This window comes from Vibrio zhugei, from assembly GCF_003716875.1.
GTDB lineage: Bacteria > Pseudomonadota > Gammaproteobacteria > Enterobacterales > Vibrionaceae > Vibrio > Vibrio zhugei.
Map to the genome: position 1 here is coordinate 615,574 of NZ_CP033078.1, position 24,247 is coordinate 639,820.

Below are 24,247 nucleotides of genomic sequence, written 5' to 3' on the forward strand. Positions count from 1 at the left end.
AGCCCCCGATTTCAGATAATAAGTGCGACATTCATGGAAATATGTAGAAGAGGAAGCCAACTGCTGAAAGTGGTACGCTCTTCTCGCCAAAGAAACAAGCAGTACTACCATGAATTATCAACAGTTGACCGAAGGCAGAAGATACCAGATTTCTGCTCTTTTGGAACGGGGAATTTCGGTTCCTGAAATAGCTAAAACAGTTCAGTGCCACCGCTCGACGGTATACCGTGAGCTTAAACGCGGTCGGAAGGGAGAGCATTATTGCCCTAACGAAGCCCAGATGTCGTCTACCAAAAAGCGCAAAACAGCACGTAAATACCGAATACCAAAGGAACGTGTCGATTTTATCCGCCTTCTTTTAGAAACAGATTGGAGTCCAGAGCAGATTTCTAATGTATTAACGAAAATTGGTGCATCTGTCAGTCATGAGTGGATCTATCGCTTTGTTGCTCAAGATAAACGCTTGGGCGGTAAGTTATATCGTCACTTGAGACAAGGTCATAAGCGGTATCGCCGAGGTAAACAAGAGAAAGCTCCAGCGATAAAAAATGCCGTTTCGATTGATGATAGACCAAGCATCGTTGACAGTAAGGAGCGGTTTGGTGACTGGGAAATCGACACTGTGCTAGGTAAGCATGGTACAGGTGCAATGGTGACTATTTTAGAGCGTAAGACTCGATTTTACGTGGTAAAGAAAGTGCCATCTAAGTCAGCGGATGATGTCACCAAAGCGACAATAGAGCTACTGAAGCCCTATAAGAAACATGTCCATACCATTACGGCAGATAACGGGCGAGAGTTTGCAGGTCATGAAACCATCGCAAAAGAATTAAAGGCTGATGTGTACTTTGCTCATCCGTACAGTTCTTGGGAGCGTGGTGCTAATGAGAATGCGAACGGTCTTTTAAGGCAATATGTGAAGAAAGGAACCGATCTAACGACAGTGACGGACATCGATATAGAGTTCGCTTTATCGCGGATAAATTACCGTCCGAGAAAGTGTTTAGGCTTCAAGCAGGCAGCCATTATATTTGAGGAGATGGCTTTAGCTTCTTGATATTGGAGAGTGTCGCACTTCGCAGTTGAATTCGGGCCACATTTACTCCTCAAGATTGGCAGTATCTTGAATCACAATGGCAGCATAGTGATATTGATCCTGTCTTTGGCGAGGCGATTAAGAATCGCTATCTTCAGTTAGCTCACTATATCAACAACCAAACATTAGAAAGCTAGGTGATGGTGGTTCAATAAAAAAGAGGCATGTCATCATGCCTCTTTTTCTGTGTGTTTGTCCTTAAAATTTAATGTCATTAATATCTAAGCAAGCGTCCATTTCCATTAATTCTTTTTCTAGACGCCGTTTATCCCGTAGCGCTTCAATTTCTCTCCACATCCTCTTCCCCGGTTTTGACGCTCGGGCTGCGCGAATTTTATTGATTTCATTTTCCAACATTTCTACGAAGTGCATATCATCCATAAGCAAGCCTCATCTGAGTTGTTGTGGTTACGGTAGCATTGAAATTAACCTTTCCTTTAGTGCTTTGTTTAGCACATCTTTGGCAATCGTATCTATGATTTATTTCTCATTTGTTGCATCTTGATGAACTTTATTAGTCATTGAATGTGACTTCTGCCAAAAATCGCTCGTCGGGTGGTGAATTATTCATCACTTGATGACCTATCGTGACTTCTTTAGTACGCCTCGCTTGTTAAGGAACTGTTGAGCATTTTGGGTGAGATGACCCAGCCACTGAGAAATCACCACACAATGACATCTTGCGCTGCGTTGATAAGGATAATAGCCATTAATCCGTGATTAACCTTGATTTTAAAAGAGGAAGTCACTCTTATGGCTTCGCAGATAATGCATGTTATAGCGGGTTTATTTGTGATATTTATGTTTTATTTTTGTTTTTAAATTGTTTCTTATTTGGTTTATCAGCTGTTAACAGTTAGTAAATTATTGGTAACGATAATTCATTTATGCAATCGATCTCTTATTGATTTTTGTACCAAGTGTCTGCATTATCCAGCGCTTAAAATCGTGCGTTGAATCAATAAGAAGAGTATTCGAGCGCTCAATGAACAATTCATTTATGCAGTAAGAACCGGGGAAATCACATTTCTTGTCGGTGACTTACTAGGCCAAACAGTAGGTTTGGAACTGCGTCAAAACTCTACAAGAGGTTCATGTGACAGATCTAATTAGCTTTTTGAATGATCTCCTATGGGGGTCAGTTCTCGTTTATTTATTAGTGGGAGTAGGCATCTATTTCACTATCCGCTTGGGGTTCATCCAATTTCGCCATTTTGGCCATATGTTCTCCGTTTTGAAAAATAGCCGCAAAGGGGACAGCTCTGGGATTTCCTCTTTTCAAGCGTTGTGTACCAGTTTAGCCGCTCGTGTCGGAACAGGTAATATGGCTGGGGTTGCTGTGGCACTGACCGCCGGTGGACCAGGTGCTATTTTTTGGATGTGGGTCACGGCAATGCTTGGCATGGCAACCGCTTATGCGGAAAGCACCTTAGCCCAGTTGTATAAAACCCGAGACATGGACGGCAACTATCGTGGTGGCCCAGCCTATTATATGACTCGAGGTTTGGGCATGCGTTGGATGGGAGTACTATTTTCACTCTTCTTGCTGATCGCTTTTGGTTTAGTGTTTAACGCCGTACAAGCCAACTCGATCACCAATGCCATGCATACCGCTTTTCACCTTGATCCTGTTTTGATTGGCATTGGCTTGGTTCTCATTGCGGGCTTTGTGATTTTTGGTGGTATCCGTAAAATTGCGCGAACCGCAGAATTGATTGTTCCATTTATGGCTCTGGCCTATTTGGCGATCGCTTTGTTCGTCATGTTTGCAAATATTGAAAAATTACCCGATATCATTGCCTTGATCTTCAAAAGTGCGTTCGGTTTCCAACAAGCTGCCGCTGGTGGTGTGGGGTATGCGATTGCTCAAGCGATGATCAATGGGGTGAAACGCGGTCTTTTCTCTAACGAAGGGGGCATGGGCTCGGCACCGAATGCGGCGGCAACCGCGACGCCATATCCACCTCATCCAGCCTCTCAAGGCTACGTACAAATGTTGGGCGTGTTTACCGATACGGTCGTTATTTGTTCTGCGACTATGGCCATCATCTTAATGTCTGGGGAATATGTGCCTCATAGTGACATTACAGGGATTTCATTGACGCAGCGAGCCTTGAGTACCCAAGTTGGCGATTGGGGCGGTACGTTCATTGCCGTGGCGATTTTCTTCTTTGCGTTTACCTCCATCATCGCAAACTATTCCTACGCAGAAACCAACTTGGTTTTCTTAAAAATGCGTAAAAAATCCACGCTAATGTTTTTCCGTGTGGTGTTTCTTGGCATGGTGATGTTTGGTTCGTTAGCGAATCTACCGACGGTTTGGTCGCTGGCTGATGTATCGATGGGCTTAATGGCGATCGTCAACCTTGTCGCGATTTTGTTGCTCTCGGGGATTGTGGTTAAGTTGACGAAAGATTATAACCAGCAGTTAAAAGCGGGCAAACTACCCACCTTTGATGTCAATGATTATCCCGAACTCAAATCGCAGTTAGAAGAAGGGATTTGGGATAACACCAAGACCAAGTAATTCATTGTTCAACCAATGATAAAAACTCATAAAGCCATGCAGACACTGCATGGCTTTTTTTCGACTTGGTTGTCGGTAACCAACACGCGCGTGCGCGTTTTTTCCAAATGATATCGTTAACAAATTACTATTGGTACTATAGATAGTACCCAAGTCCAAGTTGGAAACGAGAATAAGCAAGTAACAAATATTAATGTACAAGAATTGGTTGAACAAGTTGCATATTCTAATGATCCCAAAGCCAAGACATTACTCAAGGAATTACTTTCAAATAGTACAGTAGCAAGTGTTGTTGGAGCAGGGGTTTCTAGCTTACTCAGTTTACTATAGCAACTATACATAACAATACGCACCAGCAAACACTACTAAGTTGTGCTCTTGTGGTTTAAAGTTATCAGTTTGCTGAGGCTGCAATCAAGGTACTGCAGTACTTTACGTTAGGCAAAAACAGGGAGGACTAGTGAAACTCAGTTGTCATTGTGGAAATGTTGAAATTACATTGAGTTTTTCTCCGAATGAAGTTGGGAAATGTAATTGTTCAATATGCCGTCGTTATTCTGCTCTTTGGGCTTACTATTTACCGGAAGACGTCCAGATAAAATTCCAAACTGAGAAAACAGTTTTCTATATTTGGGGCGACAGAGAGGCTAAATTTCATCGGTGTAATATATGTGGTTGTATTACTCATTACGTAACAACGGAGAAATGCAGCGAAAATATAGTGGCAGTAAATATGCGCATGGCCGAGGTAGAGGCATTATCGAAGATCCCAGAAAAGGAAATAGATGGTGCATCGCGCTAAATTTGCCTAACTAAAGAGTATGATATCAATCACTGATGTTTCGTCCTATTTTCATGCCACAGAGCGTCGTCTTTGAGTATCGAACTCAGAAGCGCACCTCTCTTTTCGTTGGTAAGAGATTTGTCCCACTTCTGTGCGTAAAGGGTTTTCTCACTTTATGTGAAGAGTGTTTTTTCGTACTCTAGACACATTGGTTAGTTCACTGATTGACTGTGATATAGTGGCTACATAGACCCAACATACATTAGGACAATAATTATGCTGATCGTCGTTTCTCCGGCAAAGACGCTAGACTATGAATCACCTCTACCGACCAAAGACCATACTCAACCTGATCTGATTGAACATTCAGCTGAGTTGATCGATGTGTGTCAGACGCTATCGCCGCAAGATATTTCAAAGCTGATGAAAGTCAGTGACAAAATCGCAGGTTTGAACGTGGCTCGTTTTGCACAATGGAGTAAGCAGTTTGATTTTGATAACGCTCGCCAAGCAATCTTTGCTTTTAAAGGTGATGTCTATACAGGGCTAGACGCTACGTCGCTGTCGATGGACGATTTACACTATGCTCAAGACCATCTAAGAATGCTGTCGGGGCTATACGGCCTACTTAAACCACTTGATTTAATGCAGCCTTATCGCTTAGAAATGGGCACTAAACTAGAGAATAACCGCGGCAGTAACTTGTATCAGTTCTGGGATACCATCATTACCGATAAAATTAATGAGGCGTTAGCGGCGCAAGGCTCTGAGCTTCTCATTAATTTGGCTTCGAATGAATACTTTAAAGCGGTGAAGCCTAAGCGCCTCGAAGGACAAGTGATTACGCCGGTATTTAAAGATTGCAAAAACGGCCAATACAAAGTCATCAGTTTTTATGCGAAAAAAGCTCGTGGCATGATGGCGCGTTATATTATCGAAAATCGTATTGAGTCGGTTGAAGAGCTCAAGGGGTTCGATACGGCTGGGTATTATTTTGTTGCGGCTGAGTCATCGGGTAACGAGCTGATATTCAAGCGCGAAGAGCAATAAATTCCCCATGTTTTTTGATACCCACTGTCATATTGATTTTGCCGAGTTGGGTGATCCTCAAATGACCATACAACAAGCGATGGACGCGGAAGTTCATCGCTTATTGTTGCCCGCCACCACACAAAAAAGTTGGGCGAATGTAACGTCGATTGTGTCTCGTTTTCCATCGGTCTATGGGGCTCTCGGTCTGCATCCTTACTTTTTATCCCCCGATATGGCGATGACCTCATCGCTCAGTCAATTAGATGACGCGTTAAAGCAGCGTTCTCGCCGAATTGTTGCTGTTGGTGAATGTGGATTAGACGCGATGATCGACATCGATTTTCAGCAGCAAGTCACAGTGTTTACTGAACACATTCGTTTGGCTCAGCATTATCACTTGCCACTGGTGATCCATAGCCGAAAAACTCATCATCACATTCTCTCTCTTCTCAAGAATGCGCAGTTTGATGAGGGGGGCGTCGTACATGGGTTTACTGGCAGTGAGCAACAGGCTCGGCAATTGATTGAGAGGGGGCTAAAAATCGGTGTAGGAGGGAGTATTACGTATTCTCGAGCACAAAAGACACGTCGTACCATAGCGTCACTTCCTCTTGAGTCACTCGTTCTGGAAACGGACGCGCCAGATATGCCCATTGCGGGCTTTCAAGGGAAAAGTAATCACCCTGAGCGTTTACCTCTTATCTTTCAGTGTCTGCTGGAGCTGCGCTCTGAAACGCCCGATGAGCTCAAATCTCAATTGTGGCATAACAGTTGTGACGTCTTTCAATTACCGGATACTGCCCGCTGATAGTCATCCTCATACGACACCTCAGCAGCGATTACCTGCGTTTTTGTCATGTCCTTTTCAGCCTGTCAATGAAAGTCAGATATCCGTTCTAATGTCAATAGTTTCGTTTTCATCACACTTTTGCAATAGAGGCCAAATTCGTTTGGTCAAGTCGATTCAATGTCGTTATGCTCACAAAAACAGCATTATCACAAAGGTTTGATAATGGCTTGTTAATAATGTTAATAAAAAGTTATTCATTGTTAATCGTTATGCTTTGTTACAAAGCAAACGTTTTAATTGCTACTAATGCATATTGATGAGTAATGAGTGTACAGCTTTACGGTCATTAATAAGTAAAAAGCTGGCTAATTGGTGTGTTCTTATCAGGCGGTGTATCAGTAAATATCGCGAAGACCTCCGCGTTAAATCGATCAATATCTCACTTTTTGTTAATTTTTCATGATAATTGAGACATTATTGAAAACTCGCCTCTCTTGACTGTGATGACGGCCTCAGTTGATGTAAGAAAAATACGATATATTTTTCTTGGATAATGAGGCGATAAAGCGATAGTTTGCAGTGATATTGCAGTTAAATGAGGATATTTTTCATTTGTAATCGTTTGCTTTTGTCGTTTTCTTACGCTTTGTTATTGTGATTTTTTTGTTAAAATGTTGTTTTTTAAATTGGCTTTTTAATTATGCAGTGTGATTAGTGTCTCAATTAGTAATGTATAGGGATAAATATGTTCATAAAAGCGTGAGCGACCCTTACTTTTGATGCTTACCTCAGTATAATCCCGCCAAATTTATTCTTGTGTCCAACACGCCAACTACTAACCAGTAAGGAAGTCATAAACTATGAGCCTGTTTATGAGCCTAGTCGGTATGGTGACAATTCTAGCATTTGCTTTTTTATTGTCCGATAACCGTAAAGCTATCAATCTAAGAACCGTGGGTGGTGCTTTTGCTATCCAATTTATTATCGGTGGTTTCGTTTTATACGTACCTTGGGGACGCGACCTACTAGCGAGTGTATCCGGTGGAGTGCACCACGTTATAGAGTACGGCCAAGACGGTATAAACTTCCTATTTGGTAACCTCGTCAATGGGAATATGAAAAATGTAGGTTTCATTTTTGCATTTAGCGTACTACCAACGGTTATCTTCTTCTCGGCCTTGATCTCTGTACTTTACTATTTAGGCGTGATGCAGTGGGTTATCCGTATTCTTGGTGGCGGTTTACAAAAGGCCTTGGGCACGTCTCGTGCGGAATCCATGTCAGCCGCGGCGAACATCTTCGTCGGTCAAACTGAAGCTCCTTTGGTTGTTCGTCCATTTATTTCACGCATGACACAGTCTGAACTCTTTGCTGTGATGTGTGGCGGTCTTGCTTCTGTTGCTGGTGGTGTGCTTGCAGGCTACGCTCAAATGGGTGTGCCTCTAGAGTACTTAGTTGCGGCATCATTCATGGCCGCACCTGGCGGGCTTTTATTTGCCAAAATCATGAAGCCTGAAGTGGATCAGCCTCACGAAGAAATCTTGGATGAAGACTTGAGTGGTGGTGACGATAAGCCTGCCAATGTTATCGATGCTGCCGCTAGTGGTGCCGCTACCGGTATGCAATTAGCACTCAACATTGGTGCCATGTTGTTAGCTTTCGTCGGATTAATTGCGTTGATTAATGGCTTACTTGGTGGCGTTGGTGGTTGGTTCGGTATGCCAGGACTGACCTTAGAAATGATTCTAGGCTGGGTTTTTGCCCCTGTTGCATTCTTAATTGGTGTTCCATGGAGCGAAGCGCCACTGGCTGGTTCATTTATCGGTCAAAAACTGGTCGTGAACGAGTTTGTTGCGTACTTGAATTTTGTGCCTTACATTAGCGATCCTGCAACGCATGTTGTTGCTTCAACTGGACAAGCGCTATCTGCGAAAACAGCGGCCATCATTTCATTTGCATTGTGTGGTTTTGCTAACTTATCATCCGTGGCCATTCTGTTAGGTGGCTTGGGTGGTCTAGCGCCAAATCGTCGCCATGATATTGCGCGCTTAGGTATGAGTGCGGTTGCGGCTGGTACGTTGTCTAACTTAATGGCAGCGACTATCGCAGGCTTCTTTATCTCTCTTTCTTAATCATAGTTTGTAGAGTAATTATATAGACGCCACGAACCCAGACCCCGTAGCATGAATGTGCTGCGGGGTTTTTTTATGTTCATCGAATCGCATTGAAATATTTTGAGATGCAAACCGTTTGCTTCTCGATGAACACTATCGAATAGGAATTTTTACGTTATGGTAGTCCTATTCATCAATACCTCTACGAATGAGCGCTGTGATTTGGCATGATCCGTCGTAGAGTCATAACCGTGTTACAAGTGGATTGGCGAGAATTGAATTCATCATGTTGATGATTCGTGTCCCTTAATAACTGGATGGGAGAGAAAAATGAGTGATTTACAAGCGGCGGCTTTACGTGCGTTAAAACTAATGGATTTGACTACATTGAATGACGATGACACCGATGAAAAAGTCATTCAGCTTTGTCATGCAGCGAAGAGCCCAGTAGGCAATACAGCGGCGATTTGTATTTACCCTCGCTTTATTCCTATTGCGAAAAAAACCTTGAAACAACAAGGTACGCCAGACATTAAAATTGCGACAGTGACCAATTTCCCTCACGGCAATGATGATATCAATATTGCGGTAACAGAAACGAAAGCCGCCGTCGCTTACGGTGCCGATGAAGTCGATGTCGTGTTCCCATATCGTGCTTTAATCTCTGGTGACGAGCAGTGCGGTTTTGAGCTGGTACGCCAATGTAAAGAAGCATGCGGTGAGCAAGCCTTGCTGAAAGTCATCATTGAAACGGGTGAACTAAAGGAAGAACGTTTGATTAAGCTGGCGTCTAAAATCGCGATTGACGCAGGCGCTGATTACATCAAAACCTCTACAGGGAAGGTGCCAGTCAATGCCACGCCGGAATCTGCCCGTATGATGTTAGAAGTGATTCGTGATATGGATGTGGCGGATCGTGTTGGTTTTAAACCTGCTGGCGGCGTTCGTACAGCAGAAGATGCCGCTGCCTATCTTGCGATGGCTGACGAGCTTCTTGGGCCTGACTGGGTCAGCCCACGTCATTATCGTTTTGGGGCATCGAGCCTTTTGACAAACTTGCTGAATACGCTAGAAGTCAGCGATGAAACTGCGGATCCAAGCGCTTACTAAATCTGTAGTGAGTCTTACTGCTTTTGCTCTTGATAAGGATACATGATGGCGTTATTAATTCAGGAAATTATTCGTAAGAAGCGCGATGGACATGAGTTGACCGTGGCTGAGATTGAATGCTTTGTCCAAGGCATTGCTAATCAGTCTGTCTCTGAAGGGCAAATCGCTGCTTTTGCGATGGCAATATTCTTTCGAGAAATGTCGATGCCAGAGCGTATAGCGTTAACGTGTGCCATGCGTGATTCAGGCCAAGTCCTCGATTGGACATCAATGGACTTTGATGGTCCAGTATTGGATAAGCACTCGACGGGCGGCGTGGGCGATTTAACTTCTCTGGTGTTGGGGCCTTTGGTTGCCGCCTGTGGCGGTTATGTTCCTATGATCTCAGGGCGAGGTCTTGGTCATACCGGAGGAACCTTAGATAAGCTTGAATCCATTCCTGGATACAATATCACGCCATCTAATGCCGTGTTTGGGCAAGTGACAAAATCCGCTGGTGTTGCGATCATTGGTCAAACGGGTGACTTAGCACCCGCGGACAAACGCATGTACGCGACGCGGGATATTACCGCAACCGTCGATAATCTATCGTTGATCACGGCCTCTATTTTATCGAAAAAGCTCGCTGCGGGATTAGACGCACTGGTCATGGATGTAAAAGTCGGATCTGGCGCGTTTATGGCGACCTATGAGCAATCGGAAGAATTAGCTCAATCGATAGTGGAAGTGGCCAATGGGGCGGGAACGAAGACGAACGCTCTGTTGACGGATATGAACCAAGTCTTGGCTTCCTCGGCAGGCAACGCGCTTGAAATGACTGAGGCCATTCGTTTCTTGCGTGGCGAGCAACAAAACCCTCGCTTACTCAAGGTCACTTTAAGCTTAGCGGCACAAATGTTGGTCTTGGGTAATCTTGCGCCTTCAATAGATGCCGCACAAACCAAGCTAAAACATGCTTTGAGTTCGGGTCAAGCCGCGGTGTGTTTTGAGCGCATGGTGGCCGGCTTGGGTGGACCGAGTGACATTGTTGATAATTATGCTCAACATTTGCCGCGCGCGACTATTATTAAGCCAGTATTTGCTCGTGAATCAGGCGTGTTGAGCACGATGGATACCCGCAAAATAGGCATGTCTGTGATTGAGCTTGGCGGCGGCCGTCGGGTTGCAAGTGATGGAATTGATTACTCGGTTGGTTTGGACAATATTGCGGCTCTTGGGCACACTCTTGATAACCAAACCCCGATCGCTATGTTGCATGCACGTAATGAACAAGAATGGCAAAAAGCCGCAGAATTGATTCGCGATGCGGTGGGCGTTTCCGAGCACTATGAGGAAACCCCATTAATCTACCGTACTTTGTGATCATAAAGCGGCGAGCTTCAGGTTTATTGCTGTAGGAAAGTAGACTCGACAAAGCAACGATATTATCATTGACCACCAGTTTAGAGATCCACTGATGGTGCAAACCTGGTGGATTTCTTACTTTAAAAATAAACAATAGGAAATAGTTATGGCAACTCCACATATAAACGCTGAATTAGGTGACTTCGCTGATGTTGTACTGATGCCGGGTGATCCGTTGCGTGCGAAATACATTGCAGAAACCTTCTTGGACGATGTTGTTCAAGTGTGTGATGTTCGTAATATGTTCGGTTATACGGGGACTTATAAAGGCCGTAAGATTTCTGTGATGGGCCACGGTATGGGGATTCCATCATGCTCGATTTACGCAACTGAGCTCGTTAAAGACTTTAACGTTAAGAAATTGATCCGTGTTGGCAGCTGTGGTGCTGTGAACGAAGATATCAAAGTTCGCGATGTTGTTATTGGTATGGGTGCGTGTACGGATTCAAAAGTAAACCGTATTCGTTTTAAAGATCATGACTTCGCAGCCATTGCTGATTACAAGATGGTTCGTGCTGCAGAGCAAGCTGCGCAAGCTCGTGGTACGGATGTTAAAGTGGGTAACTTGTTCTCTGCGGAACTGTTCTACACTCCAGATCCAGACATGTTCGATGTTATGGATAAGTACGGTATTGTCGGCGTAGAAATGGAAGCGGCTGGGATTTATGGTGTTGCTGCCGAGTACGGAGCGAAAGCACTGACTATTTGTACCGTGTCTGACCACATTAAAACCGGTGAGCAAACCACATCCGATGAACGTCAAAATACGTTTAACGATATGATCGTTATTGCGCTAGAGTCTGTATTGATTGATGATCAAAATGCTTAATGTGTTTTGAATAAAAAAACCTCCGTACTGACGGAGGTTTTTTTTATCGCGCACTATTAAGAGGCTGGGGGATTGAGCAGTAAATTTTCCCCTTTGGGGGCACTCGAGCGTCTTAGTAAGAGCGTCAACAATACACCACTGATAAAACTCATTAGAATCATTAAATACATGTAATGATCGCTTTTTCTATAGTGATGATCCGAAATTGCCGTGACTTTACCGGTTTCAAAGGTAATGCGAACAAAACCGATAATGGTATTATCATGTTTGATCGGTTCCACCAATTGCTGACGGCCAATGCTGGCAGTATGTAATGGTGTATCTAACCCTAAGACTTCTCGCGCACTCAGGGCATTATCACTGGACGCTAATTTGACCCCTTCCGCATCATAAATAGTGGCATCGAACACCAACCGATCATGAGCAAGTTGGTTGGTTAATGCTAATAGTCGCTCCTGATCTTGTTGTTCAATCATATCGCTGGCTGTCATTGCTGCTTGAGTGATCAGTACTTTGGTCAGTGTTTCCAATTGATTCGCTTGGATGCGCTCATTGCCACTACTAATGATGACACTGTTAGTTATGGTGACAATAAACATCAAGGTTACCAGTATGACCGCACTAGCGCGAATGACGACGCGAAATGAGAACAATGAACCATTCATAAACCTTAATACCTATAAAAATGAAGCGATGGCTATATTGAGACTTGCGTTTTTAAATTGCAATAGGGTAACGTTTAGTCTCCATCATAAAGGATAGTATACATGGATGCTTTGAAGAGTTTATCAATTAAAAAACACCCATCCCTGATTCAGCGTTTCCCGGAGATCCAACACGGGCATTATCTCAAGCGCAAGCAAGCCAATTGGATTGTCTTCAGTGAATGTTTACACGCAGAGATATTTCGCGATCTCGATTTTTTGACTGGCCAATCCAATCATATCGTTGATGTGTGGCGGGTCGGTCACTATGAAGTCGCCTTAATGGCTGGCGAGTTGACGAAAGAGCGACAGGCGATTGCGCAAGAATTAGGGATCGAATATGCCGTGATTCAAGATGTGCCTGATTTGAGCAAACCTGGGTTGATTGTGATGGATATGGATTCGACCGCCATTCAAATTGAGTGTATTGATGAAATTGCCAAGCTCGCTGGGGTGGGCGAGGAGGTCTCCGCGGTTACTGAGCGTGCGATGCAAGGTGAATTGGATTTTGAACAAAGCCTGCGTCAGCGGGTGAGTAAGCTGGCTGGCGCTGATGAGAGCATTCTCGACACCGTCCGTTCCTCGTTACCGCTCATGCCAGAATTGCGCGCGTTAGTGCATACGTTACAGCAATTTGGTTGGAAAACCGCTATCGCCTCTGGCGGGTTTACCTATTTCTCTGATCATTTACAGCAATTACTGGGCTTGGATTATGCGAAAGCCAATGTGCTGGAGATTGAGCAAGGGCGCTTGACCGGGGAGGTACTTGGTGAGGTGGTTTCGGCACAAACGAAAGCCGATATTTTGCATCAGTTGGCAGAGCGTTATGAGATTGAAACGCATAATACCGTTGCGGTTGGTGATGGCGCCAATGACCTTGTTATGATGAATGCAGCAGGGCTTGGCATCGCTTATCACGCCAAACCGAAAGTTCAACAAAGCGCACAAACGTCAGTGCAATATTCAGGACTCGGTGGCGTGTTGTGTATTTTGTCGGCAGGATTAGTAAAGCAAGGTAAACTGAGCTGGAAAACCCTGCCTTAAGACCCCTTTTATCCGATGGGATGGTTAGTCTTGATGGGTCGGTATACGCATCAAGACTTCCTCAGTGATATCAATAATCTCGTTATAACCGGCAATGGCGTTCACTTCTTTATCGATTGCGGCGGCAGTACGCATATCAAGATGACTCATTTCTTCGATATCTTCGTGTAGCAATCGGGTTTTTGCGTTAATGACGGGCGTGGACGCAATACGCAGAACCAATAGCTCCCCCAAGTTTTTGGCTTGTTTTATATACTCTAGCCTTGCTTGCGCATCGTTAAAATCACTGTGTAAGCGTGCCTCTATCGCTTGGATGCGATTAGCGAATTTAGAGATAAAGAGATAGATTTCATTCCATTGCGGATCGAGCCCTTCAATATGACGCATTGGGGTCGCCATGAGCGTATTGGTATGATTTTTATAAATAGAATCTAACGACAATGTCTCATCTTTTCCCAGAAAATCGAATAATTCAAGATAGTTAGGTAATGGCAACTTGATGCCTATTACCTTGGGTTTCAATCGACGGCTCTGCTTTTCAATATAAATCGGAGTACTGACGAGTTTACTCAGTAAAATGCTATGCAGTCCTTCCAATAGTGCTACCGACGGCAGCACCTCAGGTTTTTCTATTATTTTGGTTTTGTTATGGTCGATGATCGATTGCAGAAAAGCGGTAATTTTCACGGTTTCTGCATTTTCATCAATCATCAATTGCACATAGCGACCTTCGGGACTAATGCGCACCGTTTGGTAGGGAACGCGATCTAAGGCGAGTTTTGAATTATAGAGCTGCAGTTCGATAAAATTAATGGTGACGTCAACCTCACTCGTTAAAGCCACTGGTTTTTTGAGCGTTAGGTTCAATCCATGTTTGGAAATATCGACGGTAGCGCCTGTCGAGAGCAATTGATTATTCTGGTAAACCTCAATAGGTGTCCTGAATTGATAGCGTGGCTCACGACGGCGTGAGCAGGCGTCAAAATGAATGCCCATTGGAGAATGAGGTATCGCGCGTGGATGACAGAAAGCATTCACATATTTTACTGGCAAAGCGGGTTTGGCTTGCAGTAAATAATCCTGAGCGGATTGGATGTCTCCGATCTCTTGTAACACACCGTAGTGACTCATTTGCGTGGCATACCCTTGCAGTTCATCATCATGCGATGCGAGGGTCGCTTGCTCAGATTCAGATAGCATAAACATGGTTAACCGAAACACTTTCCATGTATCGCGCTGGGCCCCTACATGGCAAAATAAGTGGCGTATCTCGTCTTTGACCTCGGGTTTTAATAAAGAAAAGAACAGCGTTTTTCCATTGAGTTCATGTTTAAACGCATAGATAGTGACGCTGCATTCTTTGAGGTTGGATTTAGCCAATGCTGCCATGCGCTTGGGGGTAAAGAGGTTACCTAAGGTTTGCTGATTGCGCTCATCGTGCCAGTATTGCCATATTTCTCTATTATTTTCAGTTACTAATGCCAACTGTAGTGTGTCATTATTGAAAAATAGTGGCAAGCCACAGGAATGCTTTAGAAAAATATGCTCATAAGCGCGACTGCGCACACGGGCAATTTTATCTTGATTATCGTGCGCTTGTTGTTTTCTTATCGTCGTTAATGATTCTGTGATGACTTGGCCTATGATATCGGTTTTTGTTATTCTTAGGGCACGCAAAAAAGTCACTGAATCGTGGCTGTAGGCATCGTTGACGCCAATGATTTTATAATCAATATATTGGTCTAATCCGGGGATATCATGTCGCTGGTTTAATTCGACAAATTTAACTTTAATAATTTGGTCGGTTTTGTATTTAAAGCAGGATGGCAGCTTAAAGCGACCACCTGATAACGAGAGATCGAAACTTTCACCATGAATCAACATATCGGTGGTTGCTGTTTTGACTTGTACTTGTGTGGATAGCCGTAACCGTTTTTCCATGCGTTTTAGATCGTAACCAAGACGAATGGGCTCCACATCGAATGCATTCGTTTGGGTGTTATTCGTGGGATCTTGCGCCTTTTTCTGCATTACACGATAATTGTTACGCGTGCTATTTAGTGCACTCCATACCCCGTATGTGTAGCTACCGAACTTCTTCATATTTTTATGATACGTATTGAGAGCTACATCATCGAGATAGTGGGTGAAGCCATCAATCTGATATTCACGACATACGCCATCGACTTTGCCTCTTAGGTCTACATTGTTATGGCAAGGCGCCATCATCTGGCTTAATTCCATTTTAATAAGAATTTTCGCTGACGGTGGCTGATCTTGAGTGACTTTATCGAGAAGAGACTCAAAGTCGCTTGAATGGTAGGCAGGAATTAAGCGTTCAGCGAATGAAAGTACGTCAGATTGATCCATAATTTCCTGTTAGATGAATTGTTTGATAGATTGATCGGCAATAAATTCTAAGTCTTTAGAAAAGACGCTGCCATTATAGCGACTTAGTATTAGACATTTCACATCTCTTGTCATCATTTTACAATTAAGGTAATCATTTTCATGGCGAAAGCAAAACGAGCATATGTATGTAACGATTGTGGCGCAGATTTTCCACGCTGGCAGGGCCAATGTAGCGCTTGTGGTGCGTGGAATACGATTACTGAAGTCCGTTTAGCCGCTTCGCCTCAAGCTGCACGTAATGAGCGCATAGGACATGGTTACGCGGGAGTGGGGGAATCGAAAGTTCAGGTTCTCTCAGAGATTGATCTCCAAGAAGTGCCACGCTTTACCAGCGGTTTTAAAGAATTTGACCGAGTCCTAGGTGGGGGAATTGTGCCAGGCGCTGCTATTTTAATTGGTGGTAGCCCAGGTGCGGGGAAATCCACGATGCTGTTGCAAACCATGTGTTATTTATCATCTCAGATGACCACGCTTTATGTCACAGGGGAAGAGTCATTACAGCAAGTTGCGATGCGTGCTTCACGGCTTGGTTTACCCAAAGATAATTTGAAAATGTTGTCGGAGACCAATGTCGATAAAATCTGCGAAGTGGCACAAAAAGAACAACCCAAAATTATGGTGATCGACTCGATTCAGGTGATGCACGTGGCGGATGTTCAGTCCTCACCAGGCAGTGTGTCCCAGGTGAGAGAATCGGCAACAGCGTTAACGCGTTATGCCAAACAAAATAATGTTGCGGTGTTTATTGTTGGGCATGTCACCAAAGATGGCACACTCGCCGGGCCTAAGGTGCTCGAACATATTATTGACTGCTCAGTGTTGCTGGATGGCGGTACCGACAGTCGTTTTCGAACCATGCGTAGTCATAAAAACCGATTTGGTGCGGTCAATGAGTTAGGCGTTTTTGCCATGACAGGCCAAGGGGTACGCGAAGTGAGTAATCCCTCCGCCATTTTCTTATCTCGTGGTGAAGAAGAAACGTCAGGCAGCTCTGTCATGGTGGTATGGGAAGGAACTCGACCGTTATTAGTCGAGATACAAGCGTTAGTCGATTATTCGCAGTTAGCCAATCCACGTCGCGTCGCCGTGGGGTTAGAACAAAATCGACTGTCTTTATTACTTGCGGTGTTGCATAAACACGGTGGCTTACAAATGGCTGACCAAGATGTGTTTGTGAATGTCGTGGGTGGAGTAAAAGTCACCGAAACCAGTGCAGACTTAGCCTTGGTCGTTGCGTTACTTTCGAGTTTTCGCGATCGAGCGATCCCTAAAGATGTGGTGATTTTTGGTGAAGTGGGGTTAGCGGGAGAAATACGACCGGTGCCGAGTGGTCAAGAACGTTTACAAGAAGCGTTTAAGCATGGCTTTAAAAAAGCGATTGTTCCGTTTGCGAATATGCCGAAAAATGGCATTGACGGCATGCAAATTCATGGGGTCAAAAAATTATCTGAAGCGATTGAAGCTTTTGATGAACTTTGAATAAAATCCCTGTATCCTCTCGGCCAAAGAATTTAGTGGTGCGGTATCGAGCAGTGAGGCGCTCAAGAGTGTCATTTTTGCCTATACTGAATCGCTGGAAATGAGTGAGTGTATTAGTCGCAGTACGTGGATGTTTTATTCGATGAATATTCTAGCGTTTGCTTATTATATGAGTACGAACGGGATGAATGAATGCAGAAACGTAGCGGGTAATATAGAGACAGTTTTTTTTGGGTAATCGGCGTGTGGGGCTATCAGTCTGTACAGATTATGATATACTCTGCGCGCACTTTATACCTTATTAACAGAGTAAGACAATGACTGATTTATCGAAATACAGAAATATTGGTATTTTCGCGCACGTTGATGCGGGTAAAACTACCACAACTGAGCGTATCCTAAAGCTAACTGGTACGATCCATAAAACCGGTGAAGTTCATGACGGTGAATCTACTACAGACTTCATGGAGCAGGAAGCAGAACGTGGTATTACTATCCAGTCAGCAGCGGTAACGTGTTTCTGGAAAGACCACCGCTTCAACATCATCGATACTCCTGGACACGTTGACTTCACTGTAGAAGTTTACCGTTCTTTGAAAGTTCTTGATGGTGGTATCGGTGTATTCTGTGGTTCTGGTGGTGTTGAACCTCAATCAGAAACTAACTGGCGTTACGCGAACGAATCTGGTGTTTCTCGTCTGATCTTCGTTAACAAACTAGACCGTATGGGTGCAGATTTTTATCGCGTTGTTGACCAAGTTAAAAATGTTCTAGCAGCAACTCCATTGGTGATGACTCTACCAATCGGTATTGAAGATGAGTTCTCAGGTGTGGTTGATATCCTAACTCGTCAAGCGTACGTTTGGGATGACACTGGTCTTCCAGAAAACTACGAAATCAAAGACGTACCTGCTGACATGGTTGACGATGTTGAAGCGTACCGTGAAGAAATGATCGAAACGGTTGTTGAACAAGACGACGATCTAATGATGGCGTACATGGACGGTGAAGAGCCTTCTATTGAAGACATCAAACGTTGTATCCGTAAAGGTACTCGTGACCTAGCGTTCTTCCCAACTTACTGTGGTTCTGCGTTTAAAAACAAAGGTGTTCAACTAGTACTTGATGCCGTTGTTGATTACCTACCAAACCCAACAGAAGTTCATGAACAGCCGCTAATGAATGCTGAAGGTGAAGAAACTGGCGATCACGCTGTGGTTTCTGCTGACGAAACATTCAAAGCGCTAGCATTCAAAATCATGGATGACCGTTTTGGCGCACTAACTTTCGTTCGTATTTACTCTGGTAAACTGAGCAAAGGCGACACGATTCTTAACTCGTTCACTGGTAAAACAGAACGTGTTGGTCGTATGGTTGAAATGCAAGCTGATGACCGTAAAGAGCTGACTTTTGCTCAAGCGGGTGACATTATTGCAATCGTTGGTATGAAGAACGTACAAACTGGTCACACTCTATGTGATGTTAAACACCCTTGTACACTTGAACCAATGGTATTCCCAACGCCAGTAATCGAAATCGCGGTTAAGCCGAAAGATAAAGGTTCAACTGAGAAAATGGGTATCGCAATCGGTAAAATGGTTGCAGAAGATCCATCATTCCAAGTTGAAACTGACGAAGACTCAGGTGAAACTATCCTGAAAGGTATGGGTGAACTTCACCTAGATATCAAAGTTGATATCCTACGTCGTACTTATAACGTGGACCTAGAAGTTGGCCAACCTCAAGTTGCTTACCGTGAAACTATCACTCAAGAAGTTGAAGATAGCTACACGCATAAGAAACAATCAGGTGGTTCTGGTCAGTTCGGTAAAATTGATTACCGTATCAAACCAGGTGAAACTAACTCTGGCTTTAAATTCACTTCTTCTGTTGTGGGTGGTAACGTACCGAAAGAATTCTGGCCTGCTATCGAAAAAGGTTTCGCTGGCATGATGGAACAAGGTGTACTTGCTGGTTTCCCAACACTAGACGTTGAAGTTGAACTGTTTGACGGTGGCTTCCACGCAGTGGATTCATCAGCAATCGCTTACGAAATCGCAGCGAAAGGTGCATTCCGTCAATCTATGCCTAAAGCTGGCCCTCAGCTTCTAGAGCCAATCATGCACGTTGACGTTTTCTCTCCAGAAGACAACGTGGGTGATGTTATCGGTGACTTGAACCGTCGTCGTGGTATGATCAAAAACCAAGAAGCGGGTACAACTGGTGTTCGCATCAAAGCTGACGTTCCTCTTTCTGAAATGTTCGGCTACATTGGTCACCTACGTACGATCACTTCAGGTCGTGGTCAATTCTCTATGGAATTCGATCACTACTCAGCATGTCCAACAAACGTTGCTGAAAAAGTTATCGCTGACGTGAAAGCACGTAACGAAGCTAAATAATTGTTCTGTGAATAATTGTTAATAAAAAGCCCCTTTTGAAGGGGCTTTTTTTATGCCTAATGAATGTATTAAAGCCTCGCTTTTCTCACAAAAAGCCGACCATGTTCACGCTGTGAATACTGAGAAAGAAAATGTTTTCCCTTTGTTCGTACGATCACAGCCCCCTTTATATTCAAACTGTTACCATCATTCGATCGAAATATTAGTAATCGTCGTGCTTGCCTCGATTGCACGAAAACATAGGACTTTACTACATGACGCAAATTAGTTTAGACGCTTTGACCGAGCAGCCAGCTTTCGATGGCCAACCCGCGACGCTGGTCACGTTGAGTAATACCCAAGGCATGTCGATTGTGTTGATGGATATTGGTGCAACGTGGTTGAGTTGTCAGGTACCAGTACAGGACACTGTGCGTGAAGTTTTACTGGGTGTGGCCAGCATGACTGACTTTAACCAACAAAGTAGCTTCTTGGGCGCGACGGTCGGTCGTTACGCCAATCGTATCGCCAATGGCCAATATCAGCACAACGGTCATACTTATCAGTTAACGGCCAATCAAGGCCCTCATACGTTGCACGGTGGGGTTCAAGGGTGGAGTCATTGCCGTTGGACGATTGTCGAATGCAGTGAGCAGCAGGTGACTTTTTCTATTCACTCTGCGGATGGCGACCAAGGCTTTCCTGGGAATGTGGATGCCCAAGTAATCTATACGCTAACTGACGACAACCAAGTGACCATTGCGTATTCCGCGACCACTGATGCGACAACGCCAGTCAATATGACCAACCATGCGTACTTTAATTTGATGGGCGCCAACGAGGACCACCAAATCCTCAACGATACGCTGTCGATTCAGGCGCATGACTATTTACCAACAGATAATAGCGGTATTCCTTTAGATCAAGGGTTGACCCCTGTAGAAGGAACCGCCTTTGATTTTCGCCAGCCGCATACACTGGGTTCTCGTTTATTGGATGATCCGCAGCTCAAGATGGTCAATGGCTATGACCACAGTTACTTCCTCGGTAATACGTCAATCGATCATTGTATTGCGTCATTAACGGCCGCGGATGAATCGTTAACGTTGCAGGTTTTTACCGATAAACCTGCCATCCAGTTATACACGGGGAATTTCTTAGAGGGGACGCCAAGCCGCACGGGCGAGGTGTATCATAATTACCAAGGTATTGCGTTAGAGACACAATATCTGCCAGATTCTCCTAACCGTCCTGATTGGCCCCACCACACTTGTTGGTTAGAGCCGGATGAGCGCTATGAATCGACGACGATTTATCAATTTAACGCACGCTAATACCCTCCAAAAAAAAGACCTCTTTCGAGTAATGCCAGTCAGTTAAGCTGATTGGCATTTTTCTTTTTATACGGATATTTCCGAGGTTTTGGTTTTACCCACCTTGGGTAAGTTCGGTCTTCTCGCCTTGGTGGAAGTTTAAAATAGCCCATTTGTTCCAATAAGGACTCATAATGTTTTGGGATATTTCCCGGACTTGTCAGCGGTAAAGTTGCAAAAAACTGAGTGATAGCCATTGAACAACTGGTAAAACTGAGTTGATTTGGCCAAACACTATCCAGTTTTTTAGCGGCCGCTGTCATCCCTAATCGTATGAGGTTGTAACAGAGCAACACTCCCCATAGCTCTTGCTCTATCATGTCCGGTCTTTTACTTCTCAGTGTATATTGGCTGTTTAACAGAGACTGCTTCATTTCTCTATACCCCAGTTCTATTTCCCACCGGTAACGATATAACTCAACCATTTCGTCGCTCGGGAAACGTAATTCATCGACCATAGAGGTGAGGATTCGATACTCTTTTCCCTTAATGGTTTTACTCACTAAACGAGCCTCGATAAATTCCGGTAACTCATCGAACTTTTTGCGAGACTGAGGCGTCGTTTTCAGGCGAACACGATAGTCATTTTTTCCCGACCGATGCAGCACTTCATAGTTTAAGTCCTTTCGCGCGGGGATTAGCCAATGCCGCTCTGTCCCTGTTTGAGACCATCGGTTAAGTAACCCCAATGAGTAATAGCCTTTATCGAACAAGGTTAATGAATGATCTGGCGTACTATCAATGAGCTGTTCTGCGAGCACCATTTCACTCGTTCGATAACCAGAAAAAGCACTGTTAATGAGCTGATGGCTTGTCAACTCCATATGACAGACCATTCTAATTTGAGGGTAAGTATTTTCACGATGTTGATTACTTTGAGTTTCAAAGACTTGATGATTTTCTAACGTGTCTGCAGTTCGCCATACAACGCCATCAACGGCGAATAAATTCAGCCCTCCCCATTGCTCAAACGAATTCGTTTCATAGCCGTGTTGAGCGACGGCTTTAAATACCTCTTTTACGGCATCAGCCCCCAAACGTTGCCTTGCTTGAACCAAAGCACTTGGGGCAACCAAAGGCTTTTTATCTGGCAGCATAATATCCATCTGAGTTGCAATATCCCAGACAGACTTCTGACGATATAGTGCCATGCCGATGATGGACCATAGAACCGTTTCGAGTGGTAGTCGGCGCTTTCTCAACGTGGCGACTCCAGCTTGTTTAAAGCCTTGCTGAATAAGCTCTGGCGATAGTAACTCAGCATACTTTTCAAAAGTATGGAAGGTATTACAGGACTTAAAGGCTGTGGCTAATTCACTTTCAAAACGCATAAAAAAAATCCGATATTAAATCACTAATATCGGATTTTGAAGCCTTTTAAAGATCGGTCAAATGATCTCAAAAATTTCTTAACTGATCGGCATTACTCTTTCGAGGTCTTTTTTCAACAAAGGCGTGATTATAACTCACTGAGCAATGCGTCAATCAGTGGTAATTGTTCAGCCTTTATCCCCGCCATTCTCGGGTAAATAGGAGCATGACGATCCTTTTCTTGTGGATGATGCCAGCCTTTAGTATGTGCCACAAAATGGCGGGCGAATTCTTCTGACACTTCCAGACACCCGGCTAATACCGTATCAACATAACTTTGTACGATGGGGCTTTTTGTACAAGGGGGCTGATGTGTGCAGGTGACATATACCCAGACATCTTGCTGTTTGTCGAAAGGATGCTGACTGCGGATGGCCGTGGTGGGGATTCGCATTCGTTGGTAGCCACGCTCACGGAGATCGAATTCAGGCAGTTGATCGTTGCTGACCTCTAAGAGTACACCATTGACTTCACTCTCACCCGGCTGAACGACAAGTGGTGACATGACATAGCTATCATCAATCTTTCCCCAATGACGGACGAGTCCACTCACGATGACAGGAATGGCTTGTCCGGTTTGCCCAGTTAGTTGGCGAGAGGCCGAGTTCATTAAACTGCCATATCCAAAAATATACATTGGGTTCCCTTATCGGTATTAAGATCGACTGAAAAATTGTAACCGTTTTAGAATCCACAGTTCAACCGCAAAAATGAGCACGAGCGCAGTACAAAATAGCGTAAAGGCGATAGGGGATTGCGTCCCTGGAATGCCCCCGACATTGACTCCTAATAAGCCAGTCAAGAAACTGGTAGGTAAAAATATCGCAGCAATGATCGAAAATAAATACGTATTTTTATTAAGCTTTTCCGCATGATATTGGCGCAGTTCGCCTTTAATAATTTCGAGCTCATTGAGATAAAAATCTAAGTTTTCGTTGATGCGCGTAATGGTATTGACGCTATGTTTGAGACGTAGCTGTTTTTCAATGGCCACCGGGGCGACACTGTCCTGATAATCATCGATGGCGTATTGCTGGGGTTTGATAAAGCGTTTCATCTTGAGTAAGGCTTTATGGGTTTGCATTAATTCTTCACTGAGTTCCAGTTCATCATCAAAGCGTGTGATTTTTTCTTCAATGGTATCTAGGTAGTTGTCAATATTGCGGTTTAATCCATCAATCACTTGAATGATAAGATCGGACAGCGCCTTAGGTCCTTGACCATTATTGAGCCGAGAGCGTATCACTTCGATCGTTTTCGACGGAATTTTGCGTGTCGAAATCAAGGCGCCGTTGATGTACAGCAGGCGGATACTCAACATATCTTCGGGGTTGGCATCTTGATTGAGGTTGACCCCTCGTAAGATTAATAAAAACTGCTCGTCACTGTATTCTTCAAATAGTGGCCGCGTATCTTCCGCCAGCAAGCTGTCTATGATCGATCGAGACACATTGTTTTTTTCTAACCATGCTTTGACTTGTGGTTCATCACGTAAGCAGTGATACCAATGTCCGGGTTCGATAGAGTCGGGGGATAAGCTCTCAGAGGTAATTGCGTTCGGCTCAAATTGCCAATGATCCAGTAAAAACTCCATGTTTTTTCCTTATAAGCGGCGTTGTAATGATGATCCTGAGAGCGTTCACAAGCTCGAGAACTCGTGAATCAAGCGCTCCGTTATTCATGTTGATAAACAGTATGATGATAACAGTATGATTCATAATCAATCATACTGAAACGTCATTGACAACCTTGCGATACGATTAAAGCGCATGACTTTATTCTTGGGTCAGTTAACGG

The 24,247-nt window shown here is 44.1% G+C and carries 19 protein-coding genes; 13 read left to right on the plus strand and 6 right to left on the minus strand.

What is annotated here, in order from left to right; genetic code table 11:
- Window positions 1-109: 109 nt before the first annotated feature.
- Window positions 110-1,057, plus strand: coding sequence for an IS30 family transposase (locus tag EAE30_RS08020; protein WP_123014135.1), 948 nt, complete (start codon window positions 110-112; stop codon window positions 1,055-1,057).
- Between the two features lie 237 nt (window positions 1,058-1,294).
- Here EAE30_RS08020 and EAE30_RS08025 read toward each other — a convergent pair whose 3' ends face one another.
- The gene (locus tag EAE30_RS08025; RefSeq protein WP_123015453.1) at window positions 1,295-1,477 is read right to left on the minus strand and encodes a DUF3545 family protein; all 183 of its coding nucleotides are present in this window, start codon (window positions 1,475-1,477) and stop codon (window positions 1,295-1,297) included.
- Window positions 1,478-2,192: 715 nt separating this feature from the next.
- Between EAE30_RS08025 and EAE30_RS08030 the strand changes: the two genes are divergently transcribed.
- The 8 genes from EAE30_RS08030 to deoD all read left to right on the plus strand — a co-directional run bounded on the left by EAE30_RS08030 (window position 2,193) and on the right by deoD (window position 11,686).
- Complete coding sequence (locus EAE30_RS08030; RefSeq protein WP_123015454.1) at window positions 2,193-3,623, plus strand: alanine/glycine:cation symporter family protein; 1,431 nt, start codon at window positions 2,193-2,195, stop codon at window positions 3,621-3,623.
- A 460-nt stretch (window positions 3,624-4,083) separates the two neighbouring features.
- Entirely contained in the window at window positions 4,084-4,425 is a 342-nt protein-coding gene (locus EAE30_RS19035) for a GFA family protein (RefSeq protein WP_123015455.1), read from the plus strand.
- A gap of 258 nt (window positions 4,426-4,683) precedes the next feature.
- Window positions 4,684-5,457, plus strand: a complete 774-nt coding sequence (yaaA, locus tag EAE30_RS08045) for a peroxide stress protein YaaA (protein ID WP_123015456.1) — start codon at window positions 4,684-4,686, stop codon at window positions 5,455-5,457.
- Window positions 5,458-5,464: 7 nt separating this feature from the next.
- Window positions 5,465-6,247 carry a TatD family hydrolase gene (locus EAE30_RS08050; RefSeq protein WP_123015457.1) on the plus strand — a complete coding sequence of 261 codons (783 nt, stop codon included), beginning with the start codon at window positions 5,465-5,467 and terminating at the stop codon, window positions 6,245-6,247.
- A gap of 842 nt (window positions 6,248-7,089) precedes the next feature.
- Entirely contained in the window at window positions 7,090-8,361 is a 1,272-nt protein-coding gene (locus EAE30_RS08055) for a NupC/NupG family nucleoside CNT transporter (protein WP_123015458.1), read from the plus strand.
- A gap of 312 nt (window positions 8,362-8,673) precedes the next feature.
- Entirely contained in the window at window positions 8,674-9,453 is a 780-nt protein-coding gene (gene deoC, locus EAE30_RS08060; RefSeq protein WP_123015459.1) for a deoxyribose-phosphate aldolase, read from the plus strand.
- A gap of 42 nt (window positions 9,454-9,495) precedes the next feature.
- Entirely contained in the window at window positions 9,496-10,815 is a 1,320-nt protein-coding gene (gene deoA / locus EAE30_RS08065) for a thymidine phosphorylase (protein ID WP_390258602.1), read from the plus strand.
- A gap of 148 nt (window positions 10,816-10,963) precedes the next feature.
- Window positions 10,964-11,686, plus strand: coding sequence for a purine-nucleoside phosphorylase (deoD, locus tag EAE30_RS08070; RefSeq protein WP_123015461.1), 723 nt, complete (start codon window positions 10,964-10,966; stop codon window positions 11,684-11,686).
- Window positions 11,687-11,742: 56 nt separating this feature from the next.
- On the opposite strand, the gene EAE30_RS08075 is transcribed toward deoD, so the two are convergent.
- The gene (locus tag EAE30_RS08075) at window positions 11,743-12,351 is read right to left on the minus strand and encodes a YtjB family periplasmic protein (RefSeq protein WP_123015462.1); all 609 of its coding nucleotides are present in this window, start codon (window positions 12,349-12,351) and stop codon (window positions 11,743-11,745) included.
- A gap of 102 nt (window positions 12,352-12,453) precedes the next feature.
- On the opposite strand from EAE30_RS08075, the gene serB reads away from it, so the two are divergent.
- Window positions 12,454-13,434, plus strand: a complete 981-nt coding sequence (serB, locus tag EAE30_RS08080; RefSeq protein WP_123015463.1) for a phosphoserine phosphatase — start codon at window positions 12,454-12,456, stop codon at window positions 13,432-13,434.
- A gap of 24 nt (window positions 13,435-13,458) precedes the next feature.
- Here the strand turns inward: serB and EAE30_RS08085 are convergent, their stop codons facing one another.
- The gene (locus EAE30_RS08085; protein ID WP_123015464.1) at window positions 13,459-15,804 is read right to left on the minus strand and encodes a PilZ domain-containing protein; all 2,346 of its coding nucleotides are present in this window, start codon (window positions 15,802-15,804) and stop codon (window positions 13,459-13,461) included.
- A gap of 141 nt (window positions 15,805-15,945) precedes the next feature.
- Between EAE30_RS08085 and radA the strand changes: the two genes are divergently transcribed.
- The 3 genes from radA (at window position 15,946) to galM (ending at window position 21,040) form a co-directional block, all read left to right on the plus strand.
- Window positions 15,946-17,325 (plus strand): DNA repair protein RadA, encoded by a 1,380-nt coding sequence (gene radA, locus EAE30_RS08090; RefSeq protein ID WP_123015465.1) that lies wholly within the window; start codon window positions 15,946-15,948, stop codon window positions 17,323-17,325.
- A 317-nt stretch (window positions 17,326-17,642) separates the two neighbouring features.
- The gene (gene fusA, locus EAE30_RS08095) at window positions 17,643-19,727 is read left to right on the plus strand and encodes an elongation factor G (RefSeq protein WP_123015466.1); all 2,085 of its coding nucleotides are present in this window, start codon (window positions 17,643-17,645) and stop codon (window positions 19,725-19,727) included.
- A gap of 254 nt (window positions 19,728-19,981) precedes the next feature.
- On the plus strand, window positions 19,982-21,040 hold the full coding sequence (gene galM, locus EAE30_RS08100; RefSeq protein ID WP_123015467.1) for a galactose-1-epimerase: 1,059 nt from the start codon (window positions 19,982-19,984) through the stop codon (window positions 21,038-21,040).
- Window positions 21,041-21,078: 38 nt separating this feature from the next.
- Here galM and EAE30_RS08105 read toward each other — a convergent pair whose 3' ends face one another.
- The 3 genes from EAE30_RS08105 to EAE30_RS08115 all read right to left on the minus strand — a co-directional run bounded on the left by EAE30_RS08105 (window position 21,079) and on the right by EAE30_RS08115 (window position 24,044).
- On the minus strand, window positions 21,079-22,410 hold the full coding sequence (locus tag EAE30_RS08105; protein WP_123014367.1) for an IS4 family transposase: 1,332 nt from the start codon (window positions 22,408-22,410) through the stop codon (window positions 21,079-21,081).
- Between the two features lie 128 nt (window positions 22,411-22,538).
- Window positions 22,539-23,087, minus strand: a complete 549-nt coding sequence (locus tag EAE30_RS08110; RefSeq protein WP_123015468.1) for a gamma-glutamylcyclotransferase family protein — start codon at window positions 23,085-23,087, stop codon at window positions 22,539-22,541.
- An 18-nt stretch (window positions 23,088-23,105) separates the two neighbouring features.
- Window positions 23,106-24,044, minus strand: coding sequence for a zinc transporter ZntB (locus EAE30_RS08115; protein WP_123015469.1), 939 nt, complete (start codon window positions 24,042-24,044; stop codon window positions 23,106-23,108).
- Between the last annotated feature and the right edge of the window lie 203 nt (window positions 24,045-24,247).